The 26,006-nt window shown below is 68.8% G+C and carries 18 protein-coding genes and 1 pseudogene; 9 read left to right on the forward strand and 10 right to left on the reverse strand.

Annotated elements, in window-relative coordinates:
* Positions 1 to 2: 2 nt before the first annotated feature.
* From IF78_RS0106700 to IF78_RS0106725, 6 genes are all read right to left on the reverse strand, one after another.
* Positions 3 to 1,082, reverse strand: a complete 1,080-nt coding sequence (locus IF78_RS0106700) for an ABC transporter ATP-binding protein (protein ID WP_031484093.1) — start codon at positions 1,080 to 1,082, stop codon at positions 3 to 5.
* Position 1,083: 1 nt separating this feature from the next.
* The gene (locus IF78_RS0106705) at positions 1,084 to 2,172 is read right to left on the reverse strand and encodes an ABC transporter ATP-binding protein (protein ID WP_031484094.1); all 1,089 of its coding nucleotides are present in this window, start codon (positions 2,170 to 2,172) and stop codon (positions 1,084 to 1,086) included.
* Positions 2,169 to 3,014 carry a carbohydrate ABC transporter permease gene (locus IF78_RS0106710; protein WP_031484096.1) on the reverse strand — a complete coding sequence of 282 codons (846 nt, stop codon included), beginning with the start codon at positions 3,012 to 3,014 and terminating at the stop codon, positions 2,169 to 2,171. The genes IF78_RS0106705 and IF78_RS0106710 overlap by 4 nt, the downstream gene beginning before the upstream one ends.
* Positions 3,011 to 3,889, reverse strand: a complete 879-nt coding sequence (locus IF78_RS0106715) for a carbohydrate ABC transporter permease (RefSeq protein WP_031484098.1) — start codon at positions 3,887 to 3,889, stop codon at positions 3,011 to 3,013. Before IF78_RS0106715 ends, IF78_RS0106710 begins: the two co-directional genes overlap by 4 nt.
* Before the next feature lie 97 nt (positions 3,890 to 3,986).
* Positions 3,987 to 5,588, reverse strand: coding sequence for an extracellular solute-binding protein (locus IF78_RS0106720; protein ID WP_031484100.1), 1,602 nt, complete (start codon positions 5,586 to 5,588; stop codon positions 3,987 to 3,989).
* An 18-nt stretch (positions 5,589 to 5,606) separates the two neighbouring features.
* On the reverse strand, positions 5,607 to 6,632 hold the full coding sequence (locus IF78_RS0106725) for an NAD(P)-dependent alcohol dehydrogenase (RefSeq protein ID WP_031484101.1): 1,026 nt from the start codon (positions 6,630 to 6,632) through the stop codon (positions 5,607 to 5,609).
* A gap of 182 nt (positions 6,633 to 6,814) precedes the next feature.
* Between IF78_RS0106725 and IF78_RS0106730 the strand changes: the two genes are divergently transcribed.
* On the forward strand, positions 6,815 to 8,599 hold the full coding sequence (locus tag IF78_RS0106730) for a sigma-54-dependent Fis family transcriptional regulator (RefSeq protein ID WP_031484103.1): 1,785 nt from the start codon (positions 6,815 to 6,817) through the stop codon (positions 8,597 to 8,599).
* A gap of 181 nt (positions 8,600 to 8,780) precedes the next feature.
* Positions 8,781 to 10,670 (forward strand): AMP-binding protein, encoded by a 1,890-nt coding sequence (locus IF78_RS0106735; RefSeq protein WP_031484105.1) that lies wholly within the window; start codon positions 8,781 to 8,783, stop codon positions 10,668 to 10,670.
* A gap of 160 nt (positions 10,671 to 10,830) precedes the next feature.
* On the opposite strand, the gene IF78_RS0106740 is transcribed toward IF78_RS0106735, so the two are convergent.
* Entirely contained in the window at positions 10,831 to 11,082 is a 252-nt protein-coding gene (locus IF78_RS0106740) for a helix-turn-helix domain-containing protein (RefSeq protein ID WP_234439864.1), read from the reverse strand.
* A gap of 284 nt (positions 11,083 to 11,366) precedes the next feature.
* Here IF78_RS0106740 and IF78_RS0106745 point away from each other — a divergent pair, with 284 nt between their 5' ends.
* On the forward strand, positions 11,367 to 12,479 hold the full coding sequence (locus IF78_RS0106745) for a catalase family protein (protein ID WP_031484108.1): 1,113 nt from the start codon (positions 11,367 to 11,369) through the stop codon (positions 12,477 to 12,479).
* A 331-nt stretch (positions 12,480 to 12,810) separates the two neighbouring features.
* Here the strand turns inward: IF78_RS0106745 and IF78_RS43365 are convergent, their stop codons facing one another.
* Together IF78_RS43365 and IF78_RS44885 are read right to left on the reverse strand one after the other, a co-directional pair.
* Positions 12,811 to 13,587, reverse strand: a complete 777-nt coding sequence (locus tag IF78_RS43365; RefSeq protein WP_199921419.1) for a calcium-binding protein — start codon at positions 13,585 to 13,587, stop codon at positions 12,811 to 12,813.
* Between the two features lie 65 nt (positions 13,588 to 13,652).
* Positions 13,653 to 14,426 carry a calcium-binding protein gene (locus tag IF78_RS44885; RefSeq protein WP_078662335.1) on the reverse strand — a complete coding sequence of 258 codons (774 nt, stop codon included), beginning with the start codon at positions 14,424 to 14,426 and terminating at the stop codon, positions 13,653 to 13,655.
* 506 nt (positions 14,427 to 14,932) lie between these two features.
* Here IF78_RS44885 and IF78_RS0106760 point away from each other — a divergent pair.
* From IF78_RS0106760 to IF78_RS50370, 3 genes are read left to right on the forward strand one after another with little or no spacing between them, the layout of a single operon-like run.
* On the forward strand, positions 14,933 to 16,696 hold the full coding sequence (locus IF78_RS0106760; protein WP_037639929.1) for an AMP-binding protein: 1,764 nt from the start codon (positions 14,933 to 14,935) through the stop codon (positions 16,694 to 16,696).
* Between the two features lie 2 nt (positions 16,697 to 16,698).
* Positions 16,699 to 19,962 (forward strand): carboxyl transferase domain-containing protein, encoded by a 3,264-nt coding sequence (locus IF78_RS0106765; protein WP_037639841.1) that lies wholly within the window; start codon positions 16,699 to 16,701, stop codon positions 19,960 to 19,962.
* A gap of 40 nt (positions 19,963 to 20,002) precedes the next feature.
* The gene (locus tag IF78_RS50370; RefSeq protein ID WP_267882963.1) at positions 20,003 to 20,134 is read left to right on the forward strand and encodes a hypothetical protein; all 132 of its coding nucleotides are present in this window, start codon (positions 20,003 to 20,005) and stop codon (positions 20,132 to 20,134) included.
* On the opposite strand, the gene IF78_RS0106775 is transcribed toward IF78_RS50370, so the two are convergent.
* Positions 20,121 to 22,073: an RICIN domain-containing protein gene (locus IF78_RS0106775; RefSeq protein ID WP_031484120.1), complete on the reverse strand. Its 1,953-nt coding sequence runs from the start codon at positions 22,071 to 22,073 to the stop codon at positions 20,121 to 20,123. The two genes, IF78_RS50370 and IF78_RS0106775, sit on opposite strands and share 14 nt — an antisense overlap.
* Before the next feature lie 857 nt (positions 22,074 to 22,930).
* On the opposite strand from IF78_RS0106775, the gene IF78_RS0106780 reads away from it, so the two are divergent.
* The 3 genes and pseudogenes from IF78_RS0106780 to IF78_RS49460 all read left to right on the forward strand — a co-directional run bounded on the left by IF78_RS0106780 (position 22,931) and on the right by IF78_RS49460 (position 25,929).
* A complete protein-coding gene (locus IF78_RS0106780; protein ID WP_031484122.1) occupies positions 22,931 to 24,361 on the forward strand; it encodes a glycoside hydrolase family 43 protein in 1,431 nt (476 codons plus the stop codon).
* 251 nt (positions 24,362 to 24,612) lie between these two features.
* Positions 24,613 to 25,479 (forward strand): annotated as a pseudogene (locus IF78_RS49455) (family 43 glycosylhydrolase); the annotation flags it as partial.
* 69 nt (positions 25,480 to 25,548) lie between these two features.
* On the forward strand, positions 25,549 to 25,929 hold the full coding sequence (locus IF78_RS49460; RefSeq protein ID WP_234439868.1) for an AbfB domain-containing protein: 381 nt from the start codon (positions 25,549 to 25,551) through the stop codon (positions 25,927 to 25,929).
* The last annotated feature ends 77 nt before the right edge of the window (positions 25,930 to 26,006 follow it).

The following is a 26,006-nucleotide window of genomic DNA, read 5'->3' on the forward strand; positions in this document are numbered from 1 at the left end:
CGTTACGACTGGAGTACCAACTGTCCGTCCGCGTACGGAAGGACCTTGGCGCGCGGCAGATGGACCAGGACCTCCTCGCCCGCCGGAATTCCCTCCTCCCGCGGCGTCTTGGTCCTGACGAGCTGCCCGGCCACCTCGACCTCGAGCACGCGCTGCGCGCCATGGTCCGTGACGCCCCGCAGTCTGCCGGGAAAGGTGTTGTGACCGGGGTCCGTGACGATCTTGACATACTCGGGCCGGACACCCACCTGGACCTCGGTCGTGCCGTGCGGGATGTCCCAGGCGGCGGACAGCGTCCGGCCACCCAGCGCGAGGGATCCGTCGCTTCGGCCCACGGCCAGGAAGTTCATCGCCGGTGAGCCGATGAAATAGCCGACATAGGTGGACGAGGGCGCCTCGAAGAGCTGCTCCGGCGTGCCCTGCTGCACGGCACGGCCGTCCTTCATCACCAGCACTTCCTGCGCGAAGCTCATCGCCTCGTACTGGTCGTGCGTCACATAGATCACCGTGGGCCGGAACTGCTCGGTGATCTCTCGGATCTTGCGCCGCAGCGAGTGCTTCAGCTGAGGGTCGATCACGGTGAGCGGCTCGTCCATCAGGACCGCCGCCACGTCGTCACGGACCAGGCCGCGGCCGAGTGAGATCAGCTGCTTGTCGTCGGCGGTGAGACCGCGAGCGGGCTGCTTCAGCCGGTCGTGCAGGTCCAGGGCCTCGGCGACGTGCCGTACCTTGGCGTCGATCCTCGCCCCGTCCCAGCGCCGGCACTGCAGTGGGAAGGCGAGGTTGTCGTAGACCGTCATGGACTTGTAGATGACGGGGAACTGGAAGACCTGGGCGATGTTGCGGGCCTTCGTGGGCAGGGCGGTGACGTCGACGCCGTCGAACAGCACCCGCCCCCGGGACGGCGTGACCAGGCCGGACAGGATGTTCAGCAGCGTCGTCTTGCCGCAGCCGGAGGGGCCGACCAGCGCATAGGTCCTGCCGGACTCGAAGGTCAGCTGCAGCGGCTTGAGCGCCCACCGCTCCTCCTCGGCACCCGGCGCGTACGCGTGCCCGACGTCGACTATGTCCAACTGGGCCATATCAACGCCCTTCCACTGAAGCGAGATCGTATGAAGGTGTGCGCACGAGCGACCCCTGCTCGTCGAAGGCGAACAGCCGGTCGGGACGGAGCCGGAGTTTGACCAGGTCGCCGAGGGCGACGTCGTGGATGCCCTCGATCTGGACGACGAAGGGGCTCTCGCCGACGGCCACGTGGACGAAGGTCTCGGAACCGGAGATCTCCACGAAGGTGACCTCGCCCTCGACCCCGCCGGCGGCAAGGCTGACGTCGGTGGCGCGCAGCCCGAACCGGTAGGCGCCGTCGGGCAGGTCGGCCAGGTGCGGGGAGACATGGGTGGCCTGGAAGCCGGCCACCGTGACCTGGCCGCCCTCGAGTCGGCCCGTGAAGACGTTCATGGGCGGGTCGTTGATGATGGACGCCACCGTGGTGGTCGCCGGGCGTTCGTAGACCTCCTGCGGCGTCCCGGTCTGGAGGATCCGCCCCTCGTGCATGACCAGGACGACGTCCCCGAGCATCATCGCCTCGGCGGGTTCGGTGGTCGTGTAGATGACGATCGTGTCGCCCTGGTCCGAGAAGAGGGCCTTGAACTCGTCGCGCAGCTGTTCCCGCAACTTGTAGTCCAGGTTCGCCAGTGGCTCGTCGAGCAGGAGGATGCCGGTCTCGCGGGCCAGGGCGCGGGCCATCGCGACGCGCTGCTGCTGGCCGCCGGAGAGCTGGGAGGGCTTGCGCTGCTCGAAGTCCGCGAGTCCCACGCTCGCCAGGCTCTGCCGGACCCGTCGCCGGATCTCGTCCCGTGACAGTCCGGCCCGCTTCAGCGGGAAGGCGACGTTGTCGAACACGTTGAGATGCGGGTAGTTGATGAACTGCTGGTAGACCATGGCGGTGTCCCGCCGCCACACCGGCGTCCTCAGGAAGTCGGCTCCCGCCCGGGTGAGCGAGCCGGAGTCCACTTTCTGCAGGCCGGCCAGGGCCCGTAGCAGCGTCGTCTTCCCGGCCATCGTCCGGCCGATGACGGTGTGCAGCCGTCCCGGCTCGAAGGTGGCGGTCACCTTCCTGAGGTGGTCGACGCCGTCGACGGTCAGGCACAGATCAGTGGCGCTGAGGTTCATCGGACCGCTCCCGACAGGTTCCCCTTGGACAACAGGCGCTCCACCCACAGGGCGAGCAGGATCAGCGGTGCCACGCCGAAGAGCGCGGCGGCGGACAGCGTCCACCACGGTGGAATGGAGGAGTTGAGGGCGACGACCGCCTGGGGCAGGGTCTGGACCTCGGTGAAGGTCAGCCGGAAGGCGAAGAAGAAGTCGTTCCAGCCGAACACGGCGCAGAACATCGCCGCCACGGTCAGCCCGGGCAGGGAGTTCGGCAGGATCGCCCGTACGAAGGCCTGGAACGGAGGGCAGCCGTCCAGCATCGCCATCTCGTCGATCTCCCGGGGGATGCCGTTGAAGAAGTCCACCATCACCCAGACCGCGATCGGCAGCAGCAGCGCGACCGTCACGATGACCAGGCCGGGGATGGTGTCCAGGAGGCCACCCCACTGCAGGAGGTAGAAGAACGGGATCACCAGGACGACCGGCGGCATGATCCGTTGGGAGACGAAGAAGAAGACGATGTCGCTGTTCTTGATGAAGCCCAGCCTGAACCGGTACCGGGACAGCGCGTAGGCGGCCAGGGAGCCCAGGGCCAGGCTGATGGCGGACGCGGCGAGGGTGACGATCGCGCTGTTGACGAAGGGGTCGATCACATCGACGCCGCCGGCTCCGCCGAAGATGTTGCGCCAGCCGGTGAGGGTGGGCTCGTACTGCGCCCAGGGAAGGTAAGTCGGGCCGCCCTGCACGGCGTTGGCGTTCTTGAAGCTCGTCGTCATCGCCCAGAAGAACGGCCCCGCGACGAAGCAGGCCCACAGGGCGATCACGGTGTACTTGAACACGGGGTAAAGGCGCGACCTCATGAGTCCCCCTTCAGCTTGAAGGCCCTGGTGAGCAGGGCGGCGACGACCGTGAGCGTGACGATCATCAGGACGAGGTAGGTCAGGGACATCGCGCCGCTGTAGCCGGTCTGCTGGTCCCTGAGCCCTTGGATGTACAGGTAGTAACCCGGGGTCTCCGTGGCGGAGCCGGGCCCGCCGGACGTCAGGACGTAGACGCTGTCGGAGAGCTTGGACGCCTCGATCAGCCGGATGATGACCGCCGCGACCGAGACCGGTGCCATCAGCGGGAACGTCACCTTCCAGAAGGTGCGCCAGGTGCCGGCGCCGTCGATCGCGGCGGCCATGAACGGTTCCTTGGGCAGGCTGAGCAGGCCGGCCAGCAACAACAGGAACATGAAAGGGGTCCACTGCCAGACCTCGACGGTCATCAGCGCGAACAGGGCCGGTCCGGACTCGGTGAGCCAAGGTATTTCCGTCAGGCCCAGCATCCCCAGCAGGTCGTTCACCGGCCCCAGCGACTCATGGAAGATCGTCTGCCAGATGGCGGCCATCACCACGGGCGTGGTCATCATGGGGACGAGGAAGAGCACCCGCCACAATCTGCGGCCGCGTACCTCGCGCCAGACCAGCAGGGCCATGCCGAACCCGATGACGTACTGGATCAGGACCGTGCCGCCCGCCAGCAGGATCAGCCGGGTGATGGAGGCCCAGAAGCGGCTGTCGTCCAGCATCGCGGTGTAGTTGGCCCCTCCGATGAAGTCCATCCGAGGGCTGGACACGTTCCAGCCGGAGAAGCTGACGCGGATCGTGAACAGCAGCGGGAAAATGATGATCAGAAAGAGCGTGAGCAGTCCCGGCAGCAGGAACATGCTCTTGTGCCGGCGCAGGCCGTCCATGGTTCTCCTTGCGGAATGGTTCTCCGTGCGGAATGGGGCGGAGTCCCCGGGTGGCCGGCCGGTGCGGTCCGGCCACCCGGGGCGCCCTGCGGTCGGATCAGGACTCGTCCTCGAGCGCGACCACGTTGCGATAGGCGCTCTGGGCCTTCTCCTTGCCGATCTGGTCGGTGATCTTGGCCCATTCCGCGGCCACGCCGTCCAGCGCCCGCTGCGGGGACTCCTGGCCGGCCAGCGCCGCGGCGACGCCGCTCGCCAGAGCGGACATGTACTGGTTGACACCGGGGACACGCAGGTCGAAGACGCGGTTGGGGTTCTCCTCCATGCCGGAGAGCGTGTTGACGTACGCCTTGGCGACGTCCTCGTCCCAGCCCTGCTTCTCCCAGAACGCCGGGTCGAAGTGGGAGATGCGGTAGGGGTTGACGCCGAAGCGTCCGATGGTCAGGTCGAGGGCGGTGTTGGCCTCGTTGCTGAAGAAGCACAGGTAGTCGAAGGCCATCTCCTGGTGGCTGGACGCCTTGGCCACCGCGGAGGTCCATCCCCAGGTGAAGTAGGCCGCCTGGTTCGCTTTCTTGTCCCACGACTTCGTGGTGCGGTTATAGACCTCCGTGGAGCCCGGCAGCGGCGCCGCCTCAACCGCGTTGCGGATCCTGCTGTCCGGCTGCTGGGCCTGGATGAAGGCGTCGTCCCAGGAGTACGACATCAGTGTCTGGCCGCCTCCGAAGGAGAAGATCTCGTCGCCCAGGCCGAAGTTGGCGCCGCCGGGTGCCCAGGTGGACTTGGCCTTGACCATGTCCTCCAGGGCGCGCACGAAGCCGGGCGTGTTGATCAGCGGCTTCATGGTCTCGACGTCGAAGAAGACACCGCCCTTGACGTCCGGGTTCTTCACGTACGGCGCCGCCCGGCTGATGAATGCGGAGAAGGTGAGGTCGTCGCGCTTGGTGACCTCGGCGCTGCCGTAGTTCTTCTTGCCGTCGCCGTCGAAGTCCTTGCCGCTGAACACCTCGGCCACGTCCTGGTATTCGGCCCACGTCCTGGGCACCTTCAGGTCCTTGCCCGTGGCCTTCTTGTACTCCGCCTGCCACTTGGGGTCCTTCAGTACATCGGTGCGGACCTTGAGGTAGTGCCGGTCGCCGTCGACCGGGTACTGCACGACCTTCCCGTCCCAGGTCGCCACGTCCATGTACGCCGCGGTCACGTCCTGCATACCGGTGGTGTTCAGGTACTTCTCCGGCACCGGAGCCAGGTACGGGGCCATGTCGCCGATCCACAGGGACGGGTAGAACATGACGTCGTACGCCGGCTGGCCCGCCTGGAGGGGCGTGAGGATCTTCTGGTGGAGCTCTCCGAAGGGGACGTTGACCACCTCGACCTTCCCGCCGGTGATCTCCTCGAACTGCTTGGCATGCAGTTGCGTCGGCTCACCGATGACCGGGACGGCATGGCTGATGATCTTCAGCGTCTGCCCGGAGTAGTCCTTGCGGCTGATCGACTCGTAGCTGCAGGTGCCGGGGACGTCCTTGACCTTCGTCGCCGGGTAGGTCTTGCCGTACTTCTGGTAGCTGATCTCCGAGCCGGGCTTGAAGAGCGCGGCCTTTTCCTTGGGCTTGTGCTGTGCCTCGTTCTGGGCGGTGCAGGCGGTGGCGGTCAGGGCCGCTACGGCCGCGACGGCGACCAGGCCCGGGTACGGTCTGCTGCGCATGGGGCTTCTCCTGCGGTGTCAGGGGATCAAGATCGCTCGGCCGCGTACGGCGCCGGCGTGCAGGTCGTCGAGGGCCTGCCGGAAGGAGGCGAGGGGGTAGCGCTGGGTGTGCAGGGTGACCTTGCCGCGGGCCGCCAGGACCATCAGCTCGGACAGGTCGTTGTAGGACCCCACGAGATTGCCGATGAAGTTGATCTCCGTGGAGATGACGTCGATCGTCGGCACATGGAGGTGGCCGCCGTAGCCGATGACGTAGTAGTTGCCGTTGCGGCGCAGGCAGGCCACGCCCGTCTCGACGGCGCCGCCCTCACCGACGAAGTCCAGAACGGCCTCCGCACCGTGTCCCGCGGTGAGGTCCCGTACGCGGTCGGCTTCGGTGCCGTCCGCGAGGAGCGTGTGGTCGGCGCCGAGTTCCTTGGCCAGGGCGAGGGCCTCGGGGCTGCGGTCGATGACGATCATCTCGACCGGCGACAGGGCGCGCAGCACCTGGATGCCGATGTGCCCGAGTCCGCCGGCGCCGATGACCACGGCCTTGTCACCGGGCCACAGTGCCCGGGCCGCCTTGGCGACGGCGTGGTACGCCGTGAGGCCGGCGTCGGCCAGGGCCGCCACCGAGGCCGGCTCCAGGGACGGGGCGAGGGGCACGACCGAGCGGGCGTTGGTCTTGAGGTACTCGGCGTAGCCCCCGTCGGTGTCGATGCCGGGGAAGGCCGAGTTCATGCAGTGGACGTCGTCGCCGTCCCGGCAGGCGCGGCACAGACCGCAGGTCACCAGTGGGTGCAGGATGACCGGGTCACCCACCTCGACGTTGGTGACGGCCTCCCCGATCTCCGCGACCCAGCCGGCGTTCTCATGACCGATCGTGTACGGAAGGGCGACCCCGCTCTTGTCCTTCCACTGTCCTTCGAGGATGTGCAGATCGGTCCGGCAGACCCCGGCGCCCCCGATCTTCACGATGACATCGAGCGGGCCGGTGATCTGCGGGTCCGGCACGTCCACGAGCACGGGCGGCTCGTCGTACTCGATGACCTGCACGGCTTTCATGGCGGCTCCCTGCGACTCGGCGGGTGGGTGGTGCGCCGATTACACAGGCGGCCGATCGCAGGTCGATGTCTCAGAATTCGTCCGCGGATGTCTCAATGTGATACACGCCGTAGGCGCGACGCCGCCGAGCTGTTCCAATCACTGCACCGAGGACTGTGACGCGCGCCGCACGGGAGTGTTAAATGCCCCGACACCAACCCGGAAACTCCCTGACAACAGCCAGAGAGCTCTATCTGGAAGCCACCAACGATCCGAGCGCCCGGCCACTCGTGGTCGCCTCATGGCAACGCTCGATCGAGTACAAGGTGAAGTCGGGCAGCCTCGACGCCCCCTACCTGGACAACCCCAATCTGGACAGCCCCCTGGCCAGGGCGGCGCTGCCCATCCTGGACACGCTGCACGAGCAGCTCGCCGACGACCCGGTATCCACGATGATCACGGACCGCAACGGCGTCGTGCTGTCCCGGAAGGTGTCCCACGACGGCCTGACGACGCACCTCAACCGCGTGCGTCTGGCCCCGGGCCATGTGTTCTCCGAGCGCTACGTCGGCACCAACGGCATCGGAACCGCGCTGGCCAGCGGCCGCCCTGTCGTGATCGCCGGAAGGCAGCACTACGTCGAGGAGCTGCGGGACTTCCACTGCGCGGCCGTACCGATCCTGCATCCCACCCGCGGCAGCGTGCTGGGAGCGTTCAACCTCACCACCATCCGCCAGGGCTCCGACGGCATGCTGATGGCCTTCGCCCGCTCGGTCGCGGCCCAGATAGAGGCCGAGATCGCGGCGATCACCTCGCGGCGCGAGCGGGCCCTGTTCCAGGACTACTTGGAGGCGTGCTCCTCGGCGCGCCCGGGACCCGTGCTGGCACTCAACCGCGATGTCGTCATGATGAACGAGCAGCTCAGCGCAGCCGTGACCGGGCCCGACCACTACGCGCTGCTCGACCATGCGCGTGAGATCGCCGAGCATCCCCGGCTGGAGGGGACCCGCAGCATCGCCCTGCCCTCGGGGCGGGTGGCCGAACTCAGGGTCAGCCGCTGCCGGCGCGAGGACAGCGACGCGGGCGCCGTCTTCCGAGTCCGGCTGATCGGGAGGCCCCAGTCCACGGCTGCGGTTTCCGCCGCGCCGGTCCGCGCCGGCCTGGGACTGGTGGGCTCGTCCCCGCACTGGCTGCGCGCGGTCGCCGACAGCGAGGCGGCGTTCGTCGCCGGGACAGGGCTTCATCTCCTGGGCGAAGCCGGCGTCGGCAAGAGGACGCTGGTCGAAGCCCTGCACCGGGCCCACGGCGCCGGGCGTCGGCTGGAGATACGGGAAGCGCCGATGTCGGATTCAACCGCCGTCACCGAGCGCTGGCTGCACGACATCGAGGAGCTGCTCGTCGTGCCGTCCAACGTGCTCCTCCTGCGCGATGTCCACCTGCTGGGCGACCAGCAGCGGCAGCGGCTGACGGCCCTGCTGGCGCGGCGGGACGGCAGTGCGACCGGGAACCTGGTCATGACCAGCCAGCCGTCGATGATCGGCGCCGACGACGACCTCGACCTGCTCTGCGACGCCTCGGTGGAGGTGCCCGCCCTGCGTCATCGCTATGGGGACATCGAGCACCTCGCACGGTTCTTCCTGCGCAAGTACCGGCCGAGCGGTGAGAACGGGTTCTCCCCGGATGCGCTGACCCTGCTGCAGCGATGTCCCTGGCCGGAGAACGTACGGCAGCTGGAGTCGGTGATCCGGGGCCTGGCGCGGCGGCCCTCGGGCCGGATGATCCACGCGGAGGACCTGCCGCCGGAATGCCGGGTGTCGTCGAACAAGGTCCTCACCACCATCGAGGCGCTGGAACGCGACGCCATTTTGCGCGGGCTGATGGACCGCAACTCCAACGTCCAGCAAACCGCGCAGGACCTCGGGATCTCCCGCGCCACGATGTACCGCAAGATGCGCCGCTACGGGATCGTCCCATCGAGCCTGACGTGACGGGCCGTTCCGGCACGCGGGCCACTCCTGTGGCGTGGAGGGCAGGGCGGATCCATCGCGGATGACAGCGAGAGCACGCACCCGTGTACTTGCGACGTACGGTGAGCTCATCGGCGGTCGCCTGATCACCATGTGACATGGGGGCAGGCGGGCCACCACGACTATGGTCAAGGAGAGCGCGATGGGAACGTACGAGGACGTCTACCGGGCCAGCCTCGAAGACCCTGAGACCTTCTGGCTGCGGGCGGCGGAAGGCGTCGCATGGGAGGCGGCGCCGTCCCGTGCCCTGGACCCCTCGGGCGCACCCTTCTACCGCTGGTTCCCGGACGGCCGGCTCAACGTCTGCTTCAACGCGGTGGACCGGCATGTCGAAGCCGGCCGGGGCGAACAGCCCGCGCTCGTCTACGACTCCCCGGTGACCGGCACCCGGCGCACCTACACCTACGCCCAGCTCAGGGACGAGGTGGCGGCCTTCGCCGGGGCACTCGCCGGGCTCGGTGTGGGGTACGGCGACCGGGTGGTCATCTACATGCCGATGGTCCCCGAGGCCGCTGTCGCGATGCTGGCCTGCGCACGCATCGGCGCCGTCCACTCGGTCGTCTTCGGCGGGTTCGCCCCGCCCGAACTCGCGGTCCGTATCGACGACGCCACCCCCAAGGTGGTCGTCTCCGCCTCCTGCGGCATCGAGGGCAGGCGCGTCATCCCGTACCAGCCGTTGCTGGACCGCGCGATCGAACTCGCCGAGCACAAGCCGCAGAAACGGGTGGTCCTGCAACGCCCGCAGGAGCGGGCCGAGTTGGGGCCGGACGACCTCGACTGGGCCGACCTGGTCGCCGCCGCACCGCCGGCCGCGTGTGTTCCCGTGGCCGCGACCGACCCCCTCTACATCCTCTACACGTCCGGAACCACCGGAAAACCCAAGGGAGTCGTCCGCGACTGCGGCGGTTGCGCCGTGGCTCTGAACTGGTCGATGAGTGCCGTGTACGACATCGGCCCGGGCGAGACGATGTTCACCGGATCCGATGTCGGCTGGGTGGTCGGGCACTCGTACATCGTCTACGGGCCGCTGCTGGCCGGTGCGACGACCGTGCTGTACGAGGGCAAGCCGGTCGGTACCCCGGACGCGGGCCAGTTTTGGAGGGTCGCCGCCGAACACGGCGTCAAGACCATGTTCACGGCACCCACCGCCTTCCGCGCCATCAGGAAGGAGGACCCGAAGGGAGCCCTCACCGCGGCCTACGACCTTTCCCGCCTGCGCTACCTCTTTCTCGCCGGTGAGCGCCTCGACCCCGAGACCTACCACTGGGCGAGCGCCCTCCTGGACATCCCGGTGATCGACCACTGGTGGCAGACGGAGACGGGCTGGCCGATCGTCGCCAACCCGGTCGGCATCGAGGCCGCCCCCGTCAAACCCGGCTCGCCCACCCGTCCCCTGCCGGGCTGGGACGTCCGCGTCCTCGACCCCTCGGGGCAGCCCGTGCCGACCGGCGTCGACGGCGCGATCGTCGTGAAGCTCCCCCTACCGCCCGGTGCGCTGCCCACCCTCTGGAACGACGACGCCCGCTTCGTCGCCTCCTACCTCTCCGCCTACGACGGCTACTACCTCACCGGCGACAGCGGGCACCTCGACGAGGACGGCTACCTGTATGTCATGGGCCGCACCGACGACGTCATCAACGTCGCCGGACACCGGCTGTCCACCGGCAGCATGGAAGAGGCACTGGCCGCTCATCCCGATGTCGCCGAGTGCGCCGTGATCGGCGTCGCGGACCCCCTCAAGGGGCAGGTGCCACGCGGCTTCGTCGTCCTGAAGGCGGGCACCTCCCGCGGCCCCGGCGAGGTCGAGGCCGAACTGGTCCGGCTCGTACGCGAGCGCATCGGTGCCGTCGCCTCCCTCAAGGAGGTCGCCGTCGTGGCCGCCCTGCCCAAGACGCGCTCGGGGAAGATCCTGCGCAAGACGATGCGCGGTATCGCCGACGGCCTGGATGAACCCATCCCGTCCACAGTGGACGACCCGGGCGTCATCGAGACCCTGCGCCCGCTTCTCCGTCGCCCCGATCACACCGTATGAGCACGCTGCCGAACCGGCGCTCGGCGCACCAGACGTGACGTCCGGGCACCGGCGGGCTCGACGGCGCGGTTGAGCCGTTCGGTGGCGCGCGGTGCTCGGCCCACCGGGCGCGGACGTCGGCGGGGAGCGGGCGAGGAGGACACGCGGCTCGCCTTCTCACTCAAGGGCCGCGATGTCGGCCATGGATATTCCGGCACTCTTCGGCCGGCCAGGCGGTGGGGCTCAGGCCGGTGTACTGCCTGAAGTCGCGCACGAGGTGGGAGTGGTCGTAGTAGCCGCACTCGGCGGCCACCCGTGCCAGGTCTGGTGCGCAGCCCGTGGCGACGGTCCGGACGACGGCGTCGCGTGTGTGCTCGGCCCGGAACTGGGTGGTCAGGCGGCGGGGGCTGAGTGCCACATGCGTGGTGCTCACGATCAAGCTCGGCAGCGGCGCAAGTGTCTTCGTCCGCCTCAACAACAACCCCGCGACCCGCGAGCTTCACTTCGGCCCAACGGGGCCGACCTCACGGGGGAGTTGTCGGCCCGCCGCGCCTGGGGAGTCGCCGCCCGCCGACGCCGACGTCGGCCCTGCGGTGCGGCGCCCCCCATATGGTTGCCCACGGCAACGTGTGATTCATCACAACCAGTTACGTTGTGCACAATTGAATTGCTGGCTAGCGTCTGGAGTCGACAGCACCGTCACAGGGAGGCAGCACCATGGATCCCGTCCGCTATGAGGATTACCGCCCCGTCGAACGCCCGACTTACCAAGAGGAGTTGGAGGCAGTGGTCGCACAGGTGGCCCAGCGCACCGGCGCCTCGGTCGAGCGTGAGGCCGTCGGCCGCGCCGTCCGGACCGCTCACGGAAAGACCTACGGGCTACTCAAGGCCACCGTCACGGTCGGTGACAACCGGGGATTCCACGGGCAGGGCATCTTCGCCCGGCCCACCGTTTACGACGCCGTCGTCCGCTACTCCAACGGTCTGGGCCACCAGCGTCCCGACCACCAGCTGGGCGCGGCGTGCGGGATGGGCATCAAGCTGTTCGGGGTCCCCGGCCCCTCACTGCTGGCCGACGAACAAGACACCGGTACCTTCGACCTCAACCTGATCAACAACGAGGTCTTCTTCGCGAACACCGCCTACGACTACATGGTCATCGAGGAGTTGTTCGCCGAGCTGCCCGAGGCCCTGGTGAACCCCGCCCGCCGCAAGACCTGGATGGCGGAGTTCCTCACCCGCCGGGGCACGCTCACTGATCCCGAAGGCTGGCTGTGGGACGAGCTGTTCGCCATGCTCTCGTTCACCACCGTCCCGCGCCGGAACCTGCTGTCGTACACCTACAACAGCATGGGAGCCTTCCGGTACGGCGACCACATCGCCAAGATCCGCACCGTGCCGACGGCCGAGTCCCTGGCCGCCCTCACACACCAGATCGTGGACGTGCGCGCGGACAACGAGGCGTTCCGTCGCACTCTGGTTGCCGAAGTGGCCGAGCGCGATCACTCCTTCGAGCTCCAGGTGCAGCTCAACACCGATCTGGCCCGAATGCCGGTAGACAACACCTCCGTGAAATGGCCCGAGGAGCTGGCCCCCTGGGTGACAGTCGCCCGGGTGGACCTCCCGCGCCAGGACATCGGCGGGGACGGCAACCTCGTGGCCGCCGACGCCACGTCGATCACACCGTGGCGCTCACGCGAGGAGCACCGGCCCATCGGTGAGATCCAGCGGGTGCGGCAGGAGGTCTACCGGCGCTCGTCCATCGAACGGCACCGCATCAACGGACAAGAGCGTCGCGAACCGGCCGGCAGCGCGCAACTGCTCGGCTGAGCCGCCTCGACCGGAGATCGCAAGCCGCGGTCGCGCGGCGCAGAATTGGCCTTCGCCAACGCCTTCGGCGCGCTTTCGCTGTCGCTCCCGGACGTTTCAGGCGCGCACGACACGTGCCACAACCAGTGCAGTAGGCACGTAGGGGGCCACCTTCGGCAGGCGCCGAGCGCGCTCTCACCAGCGCCGGCATCGCCGACCAGCAGTCGTTCATCACCGGCTGTCATGCTGCCGCCGGGCAGCCGATACGGCTGCCCGGCGACGCCTCCGATCCGATCAGTCCTCCGGAATGCCGCAGGAGCGCGTGACGGTAAAGCGGTTCGGGAAGTCCCGATCAGGGGCAGTTGACGGCCGTGTCGCCGGAGTCGCGGTTGCAGGTGTCGAAGCCGAGGCCGCCGTCGAGGCTGTCGTTGGCGATCACGCTGTCCATGGCGTTGAGGGTGTCATTGCCCTCGCTGCCGATGTGCGTGTCGTTGCCGCGGCCCCCGGTGAGGGTGTCGTTGCCCTGGTCGCCCCCGAGGGTGTCGTTGCCGTCGTCGCCGTTGAGGGTGTCGTTGCCGGCATTGCCGTTGATGGTGTCGTTACCCGCCAGCCCCGAGATCGTGTCGTGGCCGGGGCCGCCGTTGATGGTGTCGTTGCCCGGCGTCGCCCGCAGTCCGGTGGCAGCCGGGTCGTCGCCGACGAGCCGGTCCGCCCGGGGGCCGCCGCTGAGGCGGTCGTCACCCGCACCGCCGATCACCGTTCCGGCGGCCTCCAGGTTCGGGGAGATGGTGACGCTGTCATCGGCGTCGTCGGCGTTGACCCGTATCGACGTGACGGGCAGCGGACACTCCGCCGTGTGCGTCCCCGTCGACTGACACGGGGCGACGGCGGACACGGTGTCGCCCGTGTCCGTCACCACGACAACGTTGCCCTGGCGCCGGACGGTGATGTCGTTCGCCACACCCTGGGCGGCCGTGACGACCAAGGTGTCGCCCACCTCCTGCACGACCGTGGTGCCGGCCAGGCTTGCCCCGGGAACCGCACCGGGCGTGGCGGAGGCGGCGGTCAGCGGGGCGCAGGTGAGTGCGCCGATCGCCACCACGGTGGTGCAGATGCTTCGTGTTCTCATGGGTGCCCGCCTTTCGTGTTGTCTCGCCGTGTACGGGAACTGGGCGCGCTGCTCACTCGCGCTGGTCACGGGCATCCGCTGACGTTGTCGCCCAAGTCGGCGCGGCAGTCGTCCACGTCGGCGCCGCCTTCGACGTAGTCGTTGCCGCTGACGTTGTCCACGGCGTCGATGGTGTCCCGGCCGTTGCCGCCCTCGGCGTAGTCGTTGCCGGCGCCGGCGACGATGTGCTCGTTGCCGCTGCCGCCGTAGATCACGTCGTTGCCGGCACCGCCGTCCACGATGTCCGAGCCGCCGCGTCCCTCGACGGAGTCATTGCCGGAGCCGCCGAAGATCCGGTCCGCCTCGGCTCCCCCGGTCAGCGTGTCGTTTCCGGCGCCGCCGGAGAGGAAGTCGGATCCCTCGTCGCCTTCGAGGGTGTCGTTGGCGGATCCGCCGTAGAGGCTGTCGTTTCCGGCACCGCCGATGAGGGTGACGCCGAGGGCCGCCAGTGAGGAAGTGACGTTGTCGTCCTGGTCGCCGGCGTTGACCACGAGTTCGGTGGTGTCGGCAGCCCTGCAGGCGACTTCGGTCGTGCTGATGGCGTAGCAGTCGCCGGACGGTGCGACCGTGTCTCCGGTATCTCTGATCCTGATGCTGCCGCCTGACTGCCAGACACTGATCGTGTTGCCCCGTCCGACTCCGGCGGTGACCGTGATGGTGGTGCCGGTCTTGTTCACCAGCGTCGTGGCGAGAATCTGTGGCGTCGGTGCGTCGGCCGCGCCGGCCGCGCCCGTGAGGCACAGAGTGAAACCGCACACCGTGGCCAGAAGTGCCACGGTGCCATGACACGTTCTCTTCATGACCTGCTCCTGACAATAGAGCGCTGAAATTCGATCTCTCAGCCGTGCGCATTGCTTCCCGGCCGTGACGGCCGGTGTTCGGCCAAGGTTCGCGTCTTTTTGCGTCGATCACCGGATCAACCGGCTGAGACAGGTACTGACGGCTCGGTCCTGGCGCCCGGGCACCCAGAGCATGCCGGGATGCGAAGCCGTGCTGAAGCCGAATTAGCGCCATTGCCGAATACACGGAATGGAGATCACCTGCGCGCTGGATTTTGCATCAGCCCCCGGCTGTGTCAATTCACGATTCACCCTTACTACATTCAATTAGTCGCTGGGTAATGCTGTCGGCGTGTCCCAGTTGCGTCGGACTCTCGGTTCGACCGACTCGTGGAGCTGCCCACGACTCCTCCGATCCGGCCGCACCACACCTGGCGTCCGGACCCTTGTTCCGGCCCGCGGGCTCCTTTACGGTGAGGCGGCACATGCCGACCGGTTGGTATCCCAGGGGCAGGGTGGAGGCCGTCGTGGCGGACAACGCGCGCGTGGAGGAGTACTTGGCCGATGTACGGGCCCGTCAGCAGCGCGTATGGCCGGCCGCGATGCCGAGGGAGGTGGTGTACCCGCTCGGGCAGCGGCCGCTCACCGACCACCTGCGGCACTGGGCCCGGCGTCATCCCGACCGCCTCGCGATCACCTTCTACGGCGAGCAGATCACGTACGCGGCGCTGGAGGACCTGACGGCGCGGCTGTGCGGCTGGCTGCAGCGCAGCGGCGTAGGCCCCGGTGACCGCGTCGGGGTGTTCCTGCCCAACTGCCCGCAGTTCGTCGTCGCCATGCTCGGCATCCTGCGCGCCGGTGCCGTGCATGTCCCGGTGAACCCGATGTTCCGGGAGTACGAGCTGCGGCACGAACTGGCCGACGCCGGGGTGGAGGTCCTGATCACTCTTGACACCCTGCGACCGCTGGTCGAGGCGGTGCGGCCCGACACCGCCGTACGGAGCGTGCTCGTCACCAGCCTCGCCGACATGCTCCCGTCCGATCCGGTGCTGCCGGTGCCGTCCGGCCTGGCGGGTGTCGGCCTGGCCGGCAGCGGGTGGGGGCAGGCCGTCGGCGGCGCCCGCGGCCAGGACCAGCCGGCCGACCTGGACGCACTCGCCGCCCTGAACTACACCGGAGGGACCACCGGCCTGCCCAAGGGCTGCGAACACACCCAGCGGCACATGCTCTACACCGCGGCGACGGCGGCGGCCGCCGCCGGGATGGACCTCTCCGGCGACAACCCCGACGTGCTGCTGATCTACGTGCCGGTCTTCTGGATTGCCGGCGAGGACTTCGGCATCCTGCTGCCGCTGCTCACCGGCAGCGGCATCGTGCTGCTCACCCGGTGGGACCCCGAGGCCGTGCTGCAGGCGATCGAGCGGTACCGCGTGACGCTGATGCTGGGCACGGTCGACAACTACGTCGAGCTGATGGAGCACCCCGGCCTGCCCGGCACCGACCTGTCCAGCCTGGCGCAGCCGCGGGCCATGTCGTTCGTGCGCAAGCTGACGCCGGCGATCCGCGCCCGGTGGAGCTCCCTGGTCGGCGAGCACAGCGTGCTGCAGGAGGCGGCGTACGGCATGACCGAGACGCACACCGCGGACTCCTTCACCACCGGGTTCCAGGACGGGGACCACGACCTGCTGACCGAGCCGGTCTTCTGCGGACTGCCCGTGCCGGGAACCGAGTTCATGGTTGTCGACCACGAGAGCGCCGAGCCGCTGCCGCTGGGCGAGCGCGGCGAGATCCTCGTACGATCCCCCTCCCTGCTCACCGGATACTGGCGGCAGCCGGAGGCCACCGCCCGGGTTCTGCGCGACGGCTGGCTGCACACCGGCGACATCGGAATGATCGACGAGGACGGGTGCCTGCACTACCTCGGCCGCAACAAGGAGATGATCAAGGTCTCGGGTATGAGCGTCTTCCCGTCCGAGCTGGAAGCGCTGTTGGCCCGGCACCCGGATGTGTTGACCGCGGCGGTGGTACCAATGGACGATCCCCAACGGGGCCAGGTGCCGCTGGCGTTCGTCCAGCCCCGCCCCGGCGCCGCGCTTGACGCCGAGGGCGTGCGCGCGTGGGCGCGGGCGAACATGGCGCCGTACAAGGTGCCCGTGGTGAGGTGCGTCGACGCCATGCCCATGACCACCACCGGCAAGGTGAAGAAGGGCGAGCTGCTGGAGCAGGCCGCGCGCCTCGCCGTGTCTTCGGCGTCCCCGGCCGCTGCCGATGCCTATGGAAAGGACCGGTGACGATGGGGCTGGCCAAGCTGCTGGTCGCCAACCGCGGCGAGATCGCGGTACGGGTGATCCGCGCCGCCCGTGAGCTGGACCTGCTGACGGTGGCGCTGCGTTCCCGCGACGAGGCGGACGCGCTGCACACCAGCATGGCGGACGAGATCGTGGTGCTCGACGGCGAGGGGCCGGAGGCCTTCCTGGACGCCGCGGCCCTGGTCGGCGCGGCGGTGCGCACGGGCTGCGACGCGGTCCACCCCGGCTACGGACTGCTGGCCGAGAACGCCGACTTCGCGCAGCGGTGCACCGACGCCGGACTCACCTGGGTCGGGCCACGCCCCGAGGTGCTGCGGACGCTCGGCGACAAGACCGCGGCCCGTGAACTCGCCGCGCGCCTCGGCGTGCCGGTGCTGCCGGCGACGTACGGCGACACCGGCATCGAGGAGGCGCGTGCGTTCATGGCCGGCCTCGGCGAGGGTGCCGCGGTGATGGTCAAGGCGGTCGCCGGCGGCGGCGGGCGCGGCATGCGGGCCGTGTACGAGGCAGGGCAGTTGGAGGAGGCCCTCCGGCGCTGCCGTTCCGAGGCCTCGCACGCCTTCGGCGACGGCGCGGTCTACGTCGAGCAGTTGCTGCGGCGTGCCCGCCATGTCGAGGTGCAGGTGCTCGGCGACGGCACGGGCGCCGTCGTCGGCTACGGCGACCGCGACTGCAGCCTGCAGCGGCACCGGCAGAAGATCGTGGAGATCGCGCCGGCGCCCGGCCTCGACAAGGCGGTGCGGGCCGGGCTGCACGATGCGGCGCTGCGCATGGCCCAGGAGGTCGCCTACGCCGGTCTCGGCACGTTCGAGTTCCTCGTGGACACCGGCGACGGCTCCCCGGGCTTCTACTTCCTCGAGGCCAACCCGCGCATCCAGGTCGAACACACCGTCACCGAGGAGGTCACCGGCATCGACCTGGTCAAGGCCCAGCTGCGGGTGGCCTCCGGCGAGAGCCTCGACCGGATCGGGGCGGGGCAGGCTCCCGTTCCCCGCGGCTGCGCGGTGCAGGTGCGGGTCAACGCCGAGACGATTCGCCCCAACGGCACGGTGCTGCCCGCCGCCGGCACCCTGGACGTCTTCTGGCCGCCGGCCGGGCCGGGTGTGCGCGTCGACACCGCCGCGTTCCCCGGCGGTCGGGTCAGCCCGCGCTTCGATTCGCTGCTGGCCAAGCTCGTCGCCCACGACGGTTCCGGCAGCCTGCCCGAAACGCTCGCCCGCGCCCGCCGCGCCCTGGCGGAGCTGAGGGTCGAGGGAGTCGCCACCAACGCCGAGGTGCTGCGGCGACTGTTGGAGGCACCCGAGGTCGTCGCCGGGCGGCTGCACACGGCGCTGTTCGACGAACTCCTGCCCGCACTGGTCCCGCAGGAGAGAGAACAGGAGACAGACCGGGGGAAGGACGCGGAGGTCCCCGACGCGTTCGAGCCGCAGGGCACGCTCACCGTCACCGCGCCCATGACGGCCACCATCGTCGACGTCACCGTCGCCGAAGGCGAGCGCGTACGGGCCGGAAGCACACTGGTGGTCCTGGAATCCATGAAGATGGAGCACCTGCTCCAGGCGCCGGGCGACGGCGTGGTCGTCGCCGTACGGGCAGAGCTGGGTGATCTGGCCGAGCACGGTCAGCCGCTGGTGGTGATGGAGGCCACCGGCGCGGCGGACGGTGAGCCGCACCCCGAGGAGCGGCCGGACCCGGACGCCCCACGAGCCGATCTGGAGGAGGTGCGGGCGCGCAAGCGGTTCGGCGACGACGGCGACCGCCCCGAGATGGTCGCCCGGCGGCACGCCGAGGGGCGGCGCACCGCCCGCGAGAACATCGCCGACCTGTGTGATCCGGGCAGTTTCGTCGAGTACGGCGGCCTGGCCATCGCCGCCCAGCGCAGCCGCCGGTCCCTGGACGAACTCATCCGCCGCACCCCCGCCGACGGCCTGGTCGGCGGCGTGGGCACGGTGGGCGCCGACCGGTTCGGACCCCGGTCCGCCCGCGTGGTGGCGATGTCGTACGACTACAGCGTGATGGCCGGCACCCAGGGCATCATGGGCCACCGCAAGAAGGACCGGCTCTTCGCGGTGGCCGAACAGGCACACTTGCCCGTCGTCCTGTTCGCCGAAGGGGGCGGCGGCCGGCCGGGCGATGTGGACGGCACGGTGGTCTCCGGCCTGGACTGCATGGCCTTCGCGCTGTTCGCGTCCCTGAGCGGGAAGGTGCCGCTGGTCGGCATCGGCTCGGGGCGCTGCTTCGCCGGCAACGCCGCGCTGCTCGGCTGCTGCGACGTCATCATCGCCACGCCCGAGGCCACCATCGGCATGGGCGGCCCGGCGATGATCGAGGGCGGGGGACTGGGCAGCTACGCGCCGGAGGACATCGGGCCGGTCGAGGTCCAGCGGGCGAACGGCGTCATCGACCTCCAGGCCGAGGACGACGCGGATGCCGTCCGGCTGGCGCGCACGTATCTGTCGTACTTCCAGGGGCCGGTGACGGAATGGGAGTGCCCCGACCAGCGCCGACTGCGCCAGCTCGTTCCCGAGAACCGGCGGCGGGCGTACGACGTGCGTGCGGTCATCGCCACCCTCGCCGACGCGGACTCCGTCCTGGAGCTGCGACGGCACTTCGGACGCGGCGTCATCACCGCTCTGGCCCGGGTGGAGGGGCGTCCGTGCGGCATCCTCGCCAACGACCCGCGGCATCTGGGCGGCGCCATCGACTCCGACGCGGCCGACAAGGCGAGCCGCTTCCTGCAGCTGTGCGACGCGTTCGGGCTGCCGGTGGTCTCCCTGTGCGACACACCCGGGTTCATGGTCGGCCCCGATGCGGAGAAGACCGCGACCGTCCGGCATGTCAGCCGCATGTTCGTCCACGCCTCGGCGCTCACGGTGCCCTTCGGAGTGATCGTGCTGCGCAAGGGCTACGGGCTGGGCGCCCAGGCCATGGCCGGTGGCGGCTTCCGCATCCCCCGGTTCACGGTTGCCTGGCCCACGGGCGAGTTCGGGCCGATGGGCATCGAGGGCGCGGTGCGGCTGGGCTACCGCCGGGAGTTGGCAGCCATTGAGGACGCGGACGAGCGCGAGCGGGAGTTCGCCCGCAGGGTCGCGGCCGCCTACGAGCACGGCAAGGCCCTCAACGTCGCATCGGTCTTCGAGATCGACGACGTCATCGACCCGGCCGAGTCCCGACGCTGGATCAGCACGCTGCTGCATGACCCCGAGCCCGGGCGGCGCGGCTCACGCCGCTGCGTCGACACCTGGTGAAGGCCTGCCGACGCCCGGCAGGCTGCTGAACGTCCTGCTCGTGGCCCTCGCCCCCGAGGTCGACCTGCGCTACGAGCGCCTCTACGGCTGCATCGAGGACGATGTGAAAGCCGACCGACGACGGGCGTCGGCGAAGGCGCCGCCCGTCGTCGGGACCGTCAGAGGGCGATGATCTGCCACTGCTCCTCAGGCGCGCGGTTGTACGTGGACTGGTTGATGTTGGCCCCATCGCCGGTCGAGCCTCCGTCGACGGTGAGCGACAGTCCGCTGAACCGGTTGGTGAAGTAGTAGTAACCGTCGCCGGTCGGCGTGACCGCCCAGTGCTGCTGGGGAACGTTGTCGTCCTGGTAGATGGCGACGTTCCCGCCCTCCGCCCGCGAGAGTCCGGCCACCTCCATCAGCTTGCCGCTGTTCACGTTCTTGATCTCGTAGTAGCCGTCTCCGGTGGAGGCGAAGGTCCACTTCTGGGCGGTGTTGTTCAGCCACGGCCACTGCTGGATGTTGGTGCCGTTGGCGGTGCCGAAGTTGTACACGTCGACGACTTTGCCGCTCTTGCGGTTGACGATGCGGTAGACAGTGCCGTCGCCCGGCAGGACCTTCGACACCAGTGCCGGCTTGGCCGTCCGGCCGCCGATCCTGACGCCGCCCATGTTGGCGTAGCCGCCGGTGGCCGCGTTGGCCTGGATCCGTACGAAGCCCACGTTCCGGGCGGGCCATTCGGCCACCTTGGTGGCGCGGTCGCCGGCCCAGGTGCCGGTGGCGACCTGGGTGAAGTTCGTTCCGTCGGTGCTGGTGGAGATGGTGTACGAGGTGATGTCGCCGTCGGTGGAGTTGGTGCGGTTCCACTGTTTGGGCAGGTACTCCAGGGTGGAGACGTTGCTCCACACCCCGCCGAGATCGATCGTGATCGAGTGAGGCAGGGCCGGGGACAGCCCCCACGTCGACCAGCAGGTCTCGTAGCCCCTGTCGCTGAGTCCGTCGATGGCGTTGAGCGGTCCCTCGCCGGTGCGGAATCCGGTGGCGTAGGCGCTGACGGGGGTCACGGGGTGTTCGGCTCGGGGCATCTGGGCGGGCAGTCGCGGGCGGGAGGTGTTCGGGCTCCAGGCCGCCCCCACTTCGGCGAGTCGGTTGACGATGTTGGTGTCCAGTCTGCCGTTGCGGTTGGGCGGGCAGTTGAGGATGAACGAGGTGTACTTCGGTTCCAGGTCCGCCAGGTGGGACAGGATCGCGTCCTTGCTCATCGGATCCTCGGTCGCCGTGTGCGGATGCCAGAACCAGCCCCTGCTGATCGTCTGTCCCTGCGTGGCTGCGTAGGTGTTTCCGGCCGGCGCGGTGATGCCCATCGGCTCCTCGAAGTAGATCGCGTCGCCGATGAACGGCACCGACAGCGCACCGTGGTCGATCATGACGATGTCCGGCTGGAGCGACTTCACGTGCTCGCGGATCCGCTGGTACGAGACGGCCTGCTGGCCCATCTGCCACGCGTAACCGTCGGTGACGAACATGTCGATGGTGCCGTAGTTGGTGAGCAGCTCGGTGATCTGACCGAGGATGAAGGTCATGTCGCTGGGCTGGATGGCATCGGTGATGTCGAGACCGGACACCGTGTGCCGGGTCTCCCACGCCTCGACGCCGAAGGTGCGGTCCCATATCGAGTAGTAGAAACCGACCCTCAGCCCCTTCGCCCGGAAGGCGTCGCAGTACGCCTTCACCACGTCCTGCTTGTAGGAGCTGTTCGCGACGTTCTGGGTTCCATAGGCGCTCGGCCACAGGGCGAAGCCGTCATGGTGCTTGGTCGTCAGGAGGCCGTAACTCATCTTCGCCGCCGCGGCGGCGGCCGCCCACTGGGCACAGTCCACGGTCGGAGGGGCGAACTTGGCGGGGTCCTGGTTCGGGGCCGCCCACTCCTCGTTGGTGAACGTGCCCAGGCTGAAGTGGTTGAACATGCCGAACCGCATGTTCACCAGCTTTTCCAGGTTGGTCTGGGGGTCCGCGGCGGCCGCCTCCGCCAGCAGGCGCGACAACGCGGGGGTCACGGGCAGCGCGGTCGCGGCCACAGCGGCGCCCGCGGCACCCAGCAGCGTGCGTCGGGACAGTCTTCCTGACGACATGGGGCTTGCTCCTACGTCCAGGGGGATTCGGCGTATTCATCTACGGGAAACCGCCCGTCCGTTCGCGGGAGGGAGGCCGTACGTCCCGACGATTCGGGCACGAGGGCGTCCCCTTGGCGGAGAGAACACACGAGTGGGGCCGGTACTCCTGGGTGTCGGGTACCGGGTGTTACGCATGAAGTTCGGCCCTGTAACCCGTCCATGTCAACGGCTGTGCAGGGATGAACTGCCATCCACTGGAAGTCGTTTTGCCGGTTATCGGCAGCGATATTGCGATTCGCCCGGCACTAGACATGGCATGTCTAGTGCGCCCTTGCGGGTCCCACGGGCTACTGCTGCCGGAGGTGTTGACGCATTCCGGTTCCCGCGCTTAACGTCTGCCCGACCGTACGAACGTCGTTCGATTTATCGAACAACTCACTTCGGTGGACCAGGAGTCGGCTACGGGGGCTTCCTTCCATCGAGCACTGGGAGGCACACCGCACGGCGCAGCAGCGGTCAGGACCTGGAGGCGGAGACCGGGTCGACAGCCGCTGACTTCGCCGTACGCCGAAGGGCGTTGGGCTTGGACAAGACAGAAACAGGAGCCGTACGAGAACAGGACGCCGCAGCGGCTCCGGCGAGGAGCCGCCTCGCAGGAGCCGAAAGAGGCACAGACGTCTCGCCGCACCGCGCCCTCGCGCGCTCACCACGGCGAAGTGCGCCGCACACGGGAGACACACCGCTCGCCGGATCCCGTCGGCCCTCTTCCGAGCCGGTCCTGTCCCGCCAACACCGAGACCGAACTCCCCCCGGGCCACCCCGACTTGGGCACTTTTCGCCCAGTGACGGCCTTCGCAGAACGACAGGAGACGTGGATGTCCGCGCTTCGCGCCCGGCTGTCGGCGATATTGCTCGCCGTATGCCTGCTCCTCACATCCCAAGCCTTGATCACACCGGACCGGGCGGCCGCTGCCGGCCCGGGCTACCTGATGGTGCACTTCACCGGGGAGGGGGCGACCAACCAGCAGATGTACCTCGCGCACAGCGCGGACGGCCTGCACTGGAACGACCTCAACGGCGGCGGCATGGTCCTGCGTTCCACGGTCGGCACGAAGGGGGTGCGCGACCCCGCACTGGTGAGATCCCCCGACGGCAGCAAGTACTGGATCATCGCGACCGACCTGTGCTGGGGCTGCGGGTCGACCGTGGACGGCTCCATCAACAACGGCAGCCGCAGCATCGTGGTGTGGGAGTCGACGGACCTGGTCACCTGGTCGAAGCCGTGGCTGCTCAACGTCGCCGGCAAGATCCCCGACGGGCGCAATGTCTGGGCGCCGGAGGCGATCTGGAACCCCGAGACCAACGACTACGTCCTGTACTGGGCGACGAACGTGCCCCTCGACGGCAAGACGAAGCACCGCATCTTCTACGCCCGCACCAGCGACTTCCGCACCATAACCACCCCGCAGATCTACATCGACCGCCCCGGCACCCAGGAACTCATCGACACCCAGATCGTCGAGGTGCCCTCCGGAGTAGGTAACTACCGCTATGTGCGGGCCTCCGGTGACGGCCAGATCACCCTCGAAGGCAGCAACTCGATCCTGGGGACGTGGACCAACCTCGGCAACCTCTCCGGCATCGGTCTGACCGGTGCCATGGTCGAGGGCCCGATGTGGATGAAGTTCCGGGACCGCAACGAGTGGACCCTGTACCTCGACCAGTACGCCTCCCGCGGCGGGTACATGCCGGTCACCACGACCAACCCGTCAAACCCCGGCAGCTACAAGCTCCCGGCGTCGGGAAGCTACAACATGGGCGGCACCAAGAAGCGCCACGGTTCGATCCTGCCCCTGACGGCCGCCGAGGAGGCCCGCGTCCTCGACCGCTGGCCCAACACCCCGGCCAAGCGGCTCCAGTCGTTCAACTTCCAGGACCGGTACGTGCGGCACGCCGACTTCGACGTGCGCATCGACCAGAACATCACCAGTGAGGACGCCAAGTTCCGGCTCAGGCCTGGCCTGGCGGGCTCCGGCACCGTCTCCTTCGAGTCGGTGAACCACCCCGGGTACTTCCTGCGGCACTCCAACTACGACTTCCAGCTGGTCCACAACGACGGCACCGCCCAGTTCGCCGCGGATGCCACGTTCCGGCAGCTCGCCGGGCTCGCCGATTCCAGTTGGTCGTCGTTCCAGTCGTACAACCACCCGGACCGCTATATCCGGCACTTCGGGTACCAACTCCGCCTCGACCCGATCAGCACCGCGACAGGACGTAGCGACGCCACCTTCCGCGTGACGAACTGACCCGACATCGACAGGGATGCCGGCGCCCGCAGGGCGACCCCTCACCCGCCAACCGCCCGACCAGCGGAGCAGGCGTCGGCTTCCCCTCCACGTCGCGCGCCCTGCCACAGCCATGTCTTCTTCAGGGATGTGAATCCATGCACAGCGTGAGACCTCCCGGCCGCCGCCGATTCCGGCCGGGCGCTCTGGCCGCCGCGGCCGCCGCCTCGCTCCTGTTGGGCCTTGCCGGCCCTGCCGTACCCGCCCAGGCTGCTCAGAGCCCGGTCCTGCCAGGGCTCACCGCCGACCCGAACATCATCCGCTTCGGCGACACCTACTACATGTACCCGACGACCGACGGCTTCCCGGGCTGGAGCGGCACGCAGTTCAAGGCGTACTCCTCCAAGGACCTGGTCAACTGGAAGGACCACGGCGTCATCCTCGACCTGGGGCCCGACGTCAGCTGGGCCGACATCAGGGCATGGGCCCCGGCGATCGAGGCGAAGAACGGCAAGTACTACTTCTACTACTCCGCCGACACGAACATCGGAGTCGCGGTCTCCGACTCGCCCACCGGCCCCTTCAAGGACCCCCTGGGCAAGCCGCTGATCGCCCGCGGCGCGTACACGGGCCAGATGATCGACCCGGCGGTCTTCACGGACGACGACGGCCAGTCCTACCTCTACTGGGGCCAAGGCCGCGCCCGCGTGGTGCCGCTGAACGACGACATGATCTCCTTCGACGCCTCGAAGGTCCGCGACATCACCCCCGTCGGCTACAACGAGGGCACCTTCGTCATCAAGCGCAAGGGCACTTACTACTTCATGTGGTCGGAGAACGACACCCGCGACGAGAACTACCGCGTCGCCTACGCCACCGGCCCCTCGCCCACCGGCCCCTGGACCAAGCGGGGCGTGATCCTGGAGAAGGACCTCTCACTCGGCATCAAGGGCACCGGCCACCACTCCGTCGTCCAGATCCCGAACACCGACGACTGGTACATCGCCTACCACCGCTTCGCCATCCCCGACGGTGACGGCACCCACCGCGAAACCACCATCGACCACCTGGAGTTCACCTCGGACGGCCTGATCAAGAAGGTCGTCCCCACCCTGAGCAGCATCGACCCGATCACCGCCGGCACCGCCCTGCCGACCGACACCACCCGCTCGCTCCGATCGGTCAACTTCCCCGGCCGCTACGCCGTCGTGCGCTCGGACGGCCGCGGCTACCTCGACCCGGTGACGTCCTCCAGCACAACGGCGGTCAAGCAGAGCGCCACCTTCACCATCGTCCCGGGCCTGGCCGACTCCAAGTGCTACTCGTTCCGTGACGCGTCCGGCCGCTACCTGCGCCACAAGGACCTCCGGATCCGCGCCGACGCGAGCAACGGCACGACGCTCTTCAACAAGGACGCCACGTACTGCGCGCGTCCGGGCCCCACCACCGGCTCGGTCAGCCTGGAGTCGTACAACTACCCGAACCACTACCTGCGCCACTCCTTCTACGAGCTGCGCATCGACCGCTACCAGGACAACGCCACCTTCCGCGCCGACAGTTCCTTCACTGCGGTGAGCCCCTGGGCCTGATCGATTCCCTCGCTCGCCACTACATCCAGTCGAAGGCAGACACCCCCAACCACCCGGAAGGCCACATGAGGCTCCTC

This window comes from Streptomyces bicolor (assembly GCF_000719285.1).
Classification (GTDB): Bacteria; Actinomycetota; Actinomycetes; order Streptomycetales; family Streptomycetaceae; genus Streptomyces; species Streptomyces bicolor.